This is a genomic window from Bacillus sanguinis (assembly GCF_018332475.1).
Taxonomy (GTDB): Bacteria; Bacillota; Bacilli; order Bacillales; family Bacillaceae_G; genus Bacillus_A; species Bacillus_A sanguinis.
Genome location: NZ_BOQB01000038.1, coordinates 1 through 8,029 on the forward strand (window position 1 = coordinate 1; position 8,029 = coordinate 8,029).

At 35.0% G+C, this 8,029-nt stretch carries 10 protein-coding genes; 3 read left to right on the forward strand and 7 right to left on the reverse strand.

Annotation, left to right across the window (positions count from 1 at the left end):
• Positions 1-117: 117 nt before the first annotated feature.
• From KI369_RS05725 to KI369_RS05740, 4 genes are read right to left on the reverse strand one after another with little or no spacing between them, the layout of a single operon-like run.
• The gene (locus KI369_RS05725) at positions 118-1,065 is read right to left on the reverse strand and encodes a serine hydrolase domain-containing protein (RefSeq protein WP_212955341.1); all 948 of its coding nucleotides are present in this window, start codon (positions 1,063-1,065) and stop codon (positions 118-120) included.
• 24 nt (positions 1,066-1,089) lie between these two features.
• Entirely contained in the window at positions 1,090-1,992 is a 903-nt protein-coding gene (locus KI369_RS05730) for an AraC family transcriptional regulator (RefSeq protein ID WP_212955342.1), read from the reverse strand.
• Positions 1,993-2,040: 48 nt separating this feature from the next.
• Positions 2,041-2,511: a GNAT family N-acetyltransferase gene (locus KI369_RS05735; protein WP_212955343.1), complete on the reverse strand. Its 471-nt coding sequence runs from the start codon at positions 2,509-2,511 to the stop codon at positions 2,041-2,043.
• A gap of 17 nt (positions 2,512-2,528) precedes the next feature.
• Complete coding sequence (locus tag KI369_RS05740) at positions 2,529-2,930, reverse strand: DUF3980 domain-containing protein (RefSeq protein WP_212955344.1); 402 nt, start codon at positions 2,928-2,930, stop codon at positions 2,529-2,531.
• 96 nt (positions 2,931-3,026) lie between these two features.
• Between KI369_RS05740 and KI369_RS05745 the strand changes: the two genes are divergently transcribed.
• On the forward strand, positions 3,027-3,494 hold the full coding sequence (locus KI369_RS05745) for an NUDIX hydrolase (RefSeq protein WP_212955345.1): 468 nt from the start codon (positions 3,027-3,029) through the stop codon (positions 3,492-3,494).
• Positions 3,495-3,512: 18 nt separating this feature from the next.
• Here the strand turns inward: KI369_RS05745 and KI369_RS05750 are convergent, their stop codons facing one another.
• Positions 3,513-4,424 (reverse strand): DMT family transporter, encoded by a 912-nt coding sequence (locus KI369_RS05750; protein WP_212955346.1) that lies wholly within the window; start codon positions 4,422-4,424, stop codon positions 3,513-3,515.
• A 125-nt stretch (positions 4,425-4,549) separates the two neighbouring features.
• On the opposite strand from KI369_RS05750, the gene pdxR reads away from it, so the two are divergent.
• Positions 4,550-5,995 carry a MocR-like pyridoxine biosynthesis transcription factor PdxR gene (gene pdxR, locus KI369_RS05755; RefSeq protein WP_212955347.1) on the forward strand — a complete coding sequence of 482 codons (1,446 nt, stop codon included), beginning with the start codon at positions 4,550-4,552 and terminating at the stop codon, positions 5,993-5,995.
• An 88-nt stretch (positions 5,996-6,083) separates the two neighbouring features.
• Here pdxR and KI369_RS05760 read toward each other — a convergent pair whose 3' ends face one another.
• Positions 6,084-6,857, reverse strand: coding sequence for a GNAT family N-acetyltransferase (locus KI369_RS05760; RefSeq protein WP_212955348.1), 774 nt, complete (start codon positions 6,855-6,857; stop codon positions 6,084-6,086).
• Between the two features lie 163 nt (positions 6,858-7,020).
• Here KI369_RS05760 and KI369_RS05765 point away from each other — a divergent pair, with 163 nt between their 5' ends.
• Positions 7,021-7,461 (forward strand): YaiI/YqxD family protein, encoded by a 441-nt coding sequence (locus KI369_RS05765; protein ID WP_212955349.1) that lies wholly within the window; start codon positions 7,021-7,023, stop codon positions 7,459-7,461.
• A 76-nt stretch (positions 7,462-7,537) separates the two neighbouring features.
• On the opposite strand, the gene KI369_RS05770 is transcribed toward KI369_RS05765, so the two are convergent.
• A complete protein-coding gene (locus tag KI369_RS05770; protein ID WP_212955350.1) occupies positions 7,538-7,852 on the reverse strand; it encodes a DUF3892 domain-containing protein in 315 nt (104 codons plus the stop codon).
• Positions 7,853-8,029 lie beyond the last annotated feature (177 nt).

The window sequence follows — 8,029 nt, forward strand, 5'->3', positions numbered from 1 at the left end:
TATCTTTAAAACCTAATATTTACATCTGTTAACACGATTCTTACATTCCCCTGAACTTTCCGTCATAAAACAAACAGATGGTATGAAACTCCAATTCACACCATCTTTTTACTAAAATTATTTATTTGACCGTATACAAGGAAGAATATATTTCACAATCAATTCCCATCTATCCCCTGCATTCGGTATAATTTCAGACGCAATCACCACTACCAATTCCTTTCCTGGAATACAACAAATCATATTCCCACCGTCACCCATTGCACAGTGTGAAAAGATTCCATCTTCTTCTCGTAACCACCATAAATAACCATATTGATTTTGGTTCATTTCTGTTGATTCTTTTATCCATGATTTTGATAGTATTTGTTTTCCATTATGAATACCTTCATTCAAATACATCTGTCCAAACTTAGCCATATCCCTAACTGATAACGTTAGTCCCCATCCGCCTGTCGAAATACCATTTGGATCATGAACCCATCCCTTTACATCTTTTCCGAATATATCATTGAATCCAAATACTTTCATATTGTAGTTTGGAATTTCTCTCATACCGAGTGGCTGAAATAGCTGTTCATTCGCAAATTCACGCGCACTTTTTCCTGTTACGCTCGTAATAATTACTGATAATAAATGAGCTCCTGCAGATGAATATTTAAAAGCCCCAATTTCTCCGCCTTTTCCTATCCTATCTAACGTATACTGTATCCAATCTTGTTGCGTACATAGTTCTTCTAACGGTTCCTGCCAGTCTACGAAAGGATGTGGAGCTGTCATCGTAAGAAGATGTCGTACTGTTATTTCAGATGAATTACAATTATATTCTGGGAAAAATTCTATTACTTTTTGATCAACACTTTTTATATATCCTTTATCTATACATATCCCAATTAGCGCAGAGGTTATCGTTTTTGTAACTGACGCTATATGAAATGCATCATCTGGACCGTGACCGTTATAATATTTTTCAAAAATAACATTACCTTTCTGCACTACTAACATACCATTCATATTTTCATATTCTTCTTTTATAATCTGATCTAACTTTTCAGCAGTTTTCATTATTCCTTCCCCTTTAACCTATAATTAAAAAGGTTCGATAGGTACATATATATCAACTATATGTTTATGCTTTGGATGCTGCTTTGGATGCTGCTTTGGATCATTTCTATATACTTCAAAAGGATATGAGTCTCTCGGTTTATATCCGCTATTTGGTAACCATTCACCGTATAAAAAATCCCATGCTCCTTTATATTCATCTTGGAATATTTCAAAATGTCCTACTGCATACTTGCCTGAAGGTATTACCATTATTCCTATGTCGTTCGTTTCTATTGCGGATTCATCTGGAATTGTTATACATAAACTTGTTCTTAAATGATAGTCCTCAGTAAATTCATGATGATCGTGGTAAATGGTTAATACTTTCGTATCCTCAAATACATGATAGTTTTGCTTGGCTGCGTAATGAAATAGTTTCTCTATCATTTTCGGAAAAGCTATCGTTAACTCTTCATATGTACCGATATGTCTTATGTATGCGACGTTTATATTATCCACTGATACAATTTCAACATTTCCTCGAACCTTCTTACATTCATTGTATTGAGAAGTTCTTCTTACGTCTTTGCAATTCTTGCTATTGTCGTTTCGATATTGAGATGGACTTATTCCGTAATGACTTTTAAATGTTCGGGAGAAAACTGCTGAATCTGTGAATCCGAAATGATACGCAATATGTGTAATCGTCATATCTGTCCGATATGTAAGTAGATGTGTTGCCCTTTCTAACTTCAATCGGTTTACATACCGTGATAATGGCTCGTTTACTATCCCCTTAAAAATCCGATGAAAATGAAACTTTGAAAATCTGGCTACATCCGCTAACTCTTCAATTGAAAGTGAATCATTTATGTTTGATTCTATATAATCTTGCACTTTATAAATGCGTCGTAAGTATTCATTTCTACTTTGTTTACTCTCCATACTTTTATCTCCTCACAACAAAAAGGCTAACGTTAAGCTAGCCTACTTTTACACATTTTTCAAAAACAAAACTCTACTACCGCCGTTCCCATCATAATTTGTATGTACCGATACACCCTCTATCTCATCATCCCCAGCCTCAATTCGAAAGCCAATCTCCCTATGAAACTGTATCGATTTTTTATTAATTGGTGATGTGATTGCTTTTACAACTTTACGATTATTTGCACGAGCGACATCGAAGAAATAAGAATACAATGTCGATGCGATTCCTCTTCTTCTATATTTCGGATTTACTCCAATAAAATGAACATACGCTTCCTCTTTATGCGTTTGTGAGAAAAATCCGCATAAGAAACCTAACGTTTCTCCCTCTTCTTCAATAATAAAACTCGTTTCTTGAAAGTGAACGAAAAACAATTTTGGTAACATGGCAGCCATATCTCTCCCGTCCCACCAATTATTTAAAACAGAATGAATCTTTACATAATCTTCCCCTTGTATGTTTCTTACTCGCATGTATTTCTCCCTCTCACTCATTTCATTTTTTCATAAATTTTAATGACTGTTTCTACTAATAAGATGAATACCCAAATACCGCAAAATACAAGTACCGACTGGAATATGGATCCAATAATAATAACACCAACTGCACCTGATCCTGAAATTGATACTTCCCCAAATCCTGGATCATGTATAAGCGATCCAGCAGAAAAAGCCATTAAAATTGATCCTATTAAATAAATCACACTCATTATTTTCAATATTTTTATAGAAAGATATGAAGTTTGTTTTTCTTCCACTTGTGATAATTCGATTTCCCCACTCGCAATTCCTTTTTGCAAACAGTCCTCACATAGAAATTCTTCCTTAATTTTTTTACCACCGTGCACCATACCTGTAATTTCTTTACAACGCGAACACTTTCGATTTATCATTTTGTTATCACTCCAATCTCTTAAGATTATACTTATATAATTCTGCATTTACCTTAATATTCCTTTTATGTATTTTATAGAGAAAGGTCGTGTTTTATGATTTCAAAACTCACGTTTGGCTTAAAAAAACCTACCGTTCATTATGAATTAAGACCTAGTTGTTATGCGATCATTTTTCAATCTTCTTCTTTAAAAATTGCTGTTATCCAAAAAGGAGACCGTTATTTTTTACCTGGCGGCGGTATGGAAGGTAACGAAACAAAAGACGAATGTTTACATCGCGAACTACTAGAGGAATTAGGTTGGACAATTGGAATTGATCAATATATCGGTAATGCAATGCGATATTTTTATGCGGAAAAGGAAGATACATATTATTTAAATGATGGGTTCTTTTACATTGCGAACATGGCGCAGAAACAAACTGAAAACTGTGAGGATGATCATGTTTTAAGGTGGATATCTCCATTACTTGCTGTTGAACTTCTCATTCACGATCATCAAAAATGGGCTGTTGAACAAGCTCTTTTATTACGAAAACAAAAAGGGTCTCCTTCTATATGAAAGAGACCCTTTTTACTGTTAACTTACTTTTTTCAAATTGAGAGCTGGTTTTTTGATTCCGCCTTTTTTTACAACATATAAGCCGATAAAGATTATAAGCCCGCCAACGAGTTGCATCATATTGATTTGTTCTCCAATTGTTACTGCCGCAAAGATAACTGCGAACAATGGTACGAGATACATATAAACCATTACTTTCGTCGAACCGATTTGACTAATACCGACATACCACATTGCTAGTCCAAAGATTGTCGCAAAGATGATTGAATATGCTAGTGATCCCCAGCTTGGCGTATCTACTGGCCACGTTAATGTATTTACGTTAAATAAACAGTATATAACTAGAGGTACAATTCCAATTAAAGTAGACCATGATGTAACTCTCATTGCGGAGTATTTTGTAATAAGAGGTTGTGCTAATATTGGATACCATCCCCACGCAATTGCTGCGACTAATCCAATTATATTTCCGAGCCATGCATACTCGTAAGTAGCTCCTCCTGTATGACCTGTTAATAAAACGAATGCGGCACCAATAAAGGCTACTATTGAACCTATTTGTACTTTCATCGAAAAGCGTTCTTGTTTGTGCAATACTGCTAATATCCCTGTAAATATAGGTGACATCGCAATTAGTAATGAGGCGTTCGTTGCTGAAGTATATTTCACAGATAGCATAAACATCGTTTGATACATTGTCGTACCAACGATACCGACTGCTACTAATCGTAACCAATCTTTTCTTTCAATACGTAATGAGCGTTCCATTAAAAATGTAATAAGTAATAATACCGGTGATGCTACTAAAAATCGTAAACTATTAAATTGAATGGATGACATAAATGCCACGCCATACTTTCCAATTGTATAATTTGCTCCCCATACTAATGCTACTGATACTAGGAGCCATTCCATTTGCCATCGTTTCATCCGAATCTCCCCTTCCATATTTAGCATAGTAAAATTGGCTGGATAAAACACCGTCCAATTGGCTGTTTTTTTACCCAGCCAATTTGCTATACTTGATGTAGTGAAAAGATACGGAGGCGTTTTTTATGGAATGGAAGCTAGATAGTGACAGTAAAATCCCTATTTATCAGCAAGTTGTTGACTTTATTGAAAAACGTATTACATACGGAGAACTTCCTCCAGGTAGCTTCCTCCCTTCCGAACGGAAATTAGCTACACAGTTAAATGTAAACCGAAGTACAGTAACGACTGCTTATAATGAACTACGTGCTATGGGAATTGTAGAAAGTACGTCTGGTAAAGGGACACGCGTAAGTACACATATGTGGGGCGTTTCCCCAACATTAACGCCGAACTGGAGAAATTTTGTAGAAGGTGGCACGTTTTTACCAAACTTACCGTTACTTCGCCATATTCGAGCAGAAGTACAACAAAATGAAAATATTATAGATTTTGCAAACGGAGAGCTCGGTTGTAATCTTTATCCTCACGATCAACTACAAACAATTTTACGAGAACAACCGTTAACGCATTCATTAAGTTATGATCATCCGCAAGGCTACCTCCCGCTAAGACAAGCGGTCGTAAAATATATGAAGGAATATTTAAAAGTTGAAGCGACTGAGCAGTCTATTATGATTACTTCTGGCGCACAGCAAGCCTTGCACCTTATCGTACAATGTTTATTAAATCCAGGTGATGCTGTTGCTTTCGAAAGTCCTTCACACTGTTATTCCCTGCCATTATTCCAATCAGCAGGTATTCGTATTTTCCCGTTACCCGTCGATGAACACGGTATTAATCCAGACGATGTGCAAGAATTATATAGAAAGCATCGTATAAAAATGATCTTTTTAAATCCAAACTTCCAAAATCCTACGGGCACAATGCTTCATCCTAACCGTAGAAAAAAACTATTATCACTTTGCGCAGACTTACGAATTGCGATTGTTGAAGATGACCCTTCTAGTTTACTTACGCTAGAAAAGAAACAACCTTGCCCTACTTTGAAATCAATTGATGAAAATGGAACTGTCATTTATGTACATTCTTTATCAAAAATGATTGCGCCAGGATTACGAGTCGGCTGGCTTGTCGCTCCGCAGTCTGTAGTAGAAAGATTATCAGACGCAAGGCATCAAATGGAATTAGGAATGAGTATATTCCCGCAGTGGCTTATGCAACAATTTTTCGAAACGGTACCATTTCAGTCTCATATCGTACCATTACGAAAACAACTAGCAGAAAAAAGAGACGTTATCGTCCGCGCTCTAAACGAGCAACTTCACGATAAAATCTCTTTTTCAAACCCGTCCGGCGGTATATACATATGGGGAAAATTAAAAAAACCGATAAACGAAAAACAACTCATTATGCAAAGCTTAAAACAAGAAATAGCCTTTATGCCGGGGAGTATTTTCGGCGCGAAAGATGGTTATATTCGTTTATCTTATGGAAAAGTGAATATTAATCAAATTGAGGAAGGTATTTCTCGTTTGCGGGAGGCTATTTTGGTTTGTGAAAATAAGTAGTATCCTTGCATATCATCAATATAATTTAATTCATTTTTAATTAAGTACATAAACTAAACAACACTTTAGTTTATGTACTTGTATTGGTTCATTTTTTTATTTCAATAAAATATGTATCATAAGATTCTTTCAAAGTATAGCCTAGCTTTTTTGCTAGTTCAACAGATTCAGAATTTGCTCCATCCCAACTAGGATATTTTCCTCTATCTAAACAATCTAATATAATTGCAGATGCTACAATCATAGCTAAACCTTTTCTTCTATGTTCAGGATGACTCGCAATTTCAATCTCGATACCATCATCAAATATACTGAATGATGTTGCAGCAGAAACAACTTGTCCTTTATTTAAAATGGCGTACCCTACGCCCCTATTAATAAAATCATCGATTGAATCAAACTGACTAGTAAAATCTTCTGAGAGTGCATGAAATGAAGATGACTTTGCTATATCTTTATCAATTTTTTTCATTTCATAATTTTGGGGTAATGTAGACAATATATCCCGTATGTATTCTTTATCTAAATCGCCGGGGTTCTTATTAAATCTAAACCTTTGAAACTTCTCAATTGATCCTTTGTGAACAGTCTCTATCCGTTTTTTCCATTCATCCGAATCAACAATGGCAAGAGTAAAATCAGGTAGATTATATAATAATTCTTCCGCCTCTTCTGCGTTTGGATTCCCGGCATAAAACACAAAAATTCCTACAGTTATTTGAGCAACAGTTGGATTTTCGAGATTGTCTACCCACGCATTTCCCATATGCCCTTGGAGATAGGAAAGTACAATCGTACTATCGAAATCATCAAACATCTCAACTAACTTTTGCCTTACATTGTTATCTGCTTTATAAATCATTCAATTCCTCATTTCTGAAAATTTTCATTATTACACCAATTGTATATTAACATATATTTTAAATTATATACAATTTTTGCAAGTTGAAATACAAAATCCTCGTTTGACAAAACCTAAATCTACCATTATCATCAACACGAACCTAGTTATAGGAGTGATACCAATGAAAATCTATGTTGATGCAGATGCTTGCCCTGTAAAAGATGTAATTATTTTTGAAGCTACGAAGGCAGAAATTCCTGTTACCCTCGTTACAAGCTTTTCTCATTATTCTAATGCAGAGCAGCCAAAAGGCGTGGAAACAATTTATGTTGATTCTGGAGCTGATGCTGCAGATTACCGAATTATGCAGTTAGCAAAAAAAGAAGATTTAATCGTAACACAAGATTACGGTCTTGCTTCGCTTGCTTTAGCAAAAGGCTGTATCGTTCTTCATCATAAAGGGTACAAGTATACGAATGAAAACATTGACCAACTATTACAAACACGTTATTTAAGTGCAATGGTTCGAAAAAGCGGTAAGCGTACAAAAGGACCAAAACCATTTACAGCAGAAGATAAAGAGAAATTTAGAGCGCTCTTTAAAAGTATGATCCCACTCTAGAAATGAACCGTCTATTTGTAGAGAAAGAAAAGAAGAGAATATCCAAATGAACATTCTCTTCTTCAGGTTTACCCGTTTAAAATGCAGGTAAATTATCTAAGTTATTTTCTTTTATTCCATCCGCTTCACTACGTATAATATCTCTACCATACTTATGAAATACGTCCACATGAGCTAATTTCCCTGATTTCGCTTCATTAAGAGCAGTCATATAATCTAACTCTCTTCCGCTACTTGTTTTAAACGCTATTAAATCCCCATCATCATTTTTACGAACGGCAACAATTTGTTCTGCTCCTGTATTAACTTCATGGCCTACTTCAAATTGAGCTTGTTCTTCTCCTTGATGTAAATAATCATTATACACTTTTTCAAAATCTTTTTTGTCCATTAAACTCACCTCCAACACATTTTATTAGTATGGTTGGAAGGTGTTGGTTTTATGTGCTTTTTTATTACCGTAACAAGACTTTACTACTCCAAATACATAATACAGATCATAATTTAGCCTAATATATATTTATTTTATAAATCCTTTACTACTTAATTTAAGCTGAATTTAAGTGTT

Excerpts from the sequence above, each read along its gene's own strand:
- KI369_RS05750 (WP_212955346.1), bottom strand. The coding sequence starts at position 4,424 with ATGAAACGATGGCAAATGGAATGGCTCCTAGTATCAGTAGCATTAGTA.
- KI369_RS05765 (WP_212955349.1), top strand. The coding sequence starts at position 7,021 with ATGAAAATCTATGTTGATGCAGATGCTTGCCCTGTAAAAGATGTAATT.
- KI369_RS05735 (WP_212955343.1), bottom strand. The coding sequence starts at position 2,511 with ATGCGAGTAAGAAACATACAAGGGGAAGATTATGTAAAGATTCATTCT.
- KI369_RS05730 (WP_212955342.1), bottom strand. The coding sequence starts at position 1,992 with ATGGAGAGTAAACAAAGTAGAAATGAATACTTACGACGCATTTATAAA.
- KI369_RS05770 (WP_212955350.1), bottom strand. The coding sequence starts at position 7,852 with ATGGACAAAAAAGATTTTGAAAAAGTGTATAATGATTATTTACATCAA.
- KI369_RS05745 (WP_212955345.1), top strand. The coding sequence starts at position 3,027 with ATGATTTCAAAACTCACGTTTGGCTTAAAAAAACCTACCGTTCATTAT.
- KI369_RS05760 (WP_212955348.1), bottom strand. The coding sequence starts at position 6,857 with ATGATTTATAAAGCAGATAACAATGTAAGGCAAAAGTTAGTTGAGATG.
- KI369_RS05740 (WP_212955344.1), bottom strand. The coding sequence starts at position 2,930 with ATGATAAATCGAAAGTGTTCGCGTTGTAAAGAAATTACAGGTATGGTG.
- KI369_RS05725 (WP_212955341.1), bottom strand. The coding sequence starts at position 1,065 with ATGAAAACTGCTGAAAAGTTAGATCAGATTATAAAAGAAGAATATGAA.
- pdxR (WP_212955347.1), top strand. The coding sequence starts at position 4,550 with ATGGAATGGAAGCTAGATAGTGACAGTAAAATCCCTATTTATCAGCAA.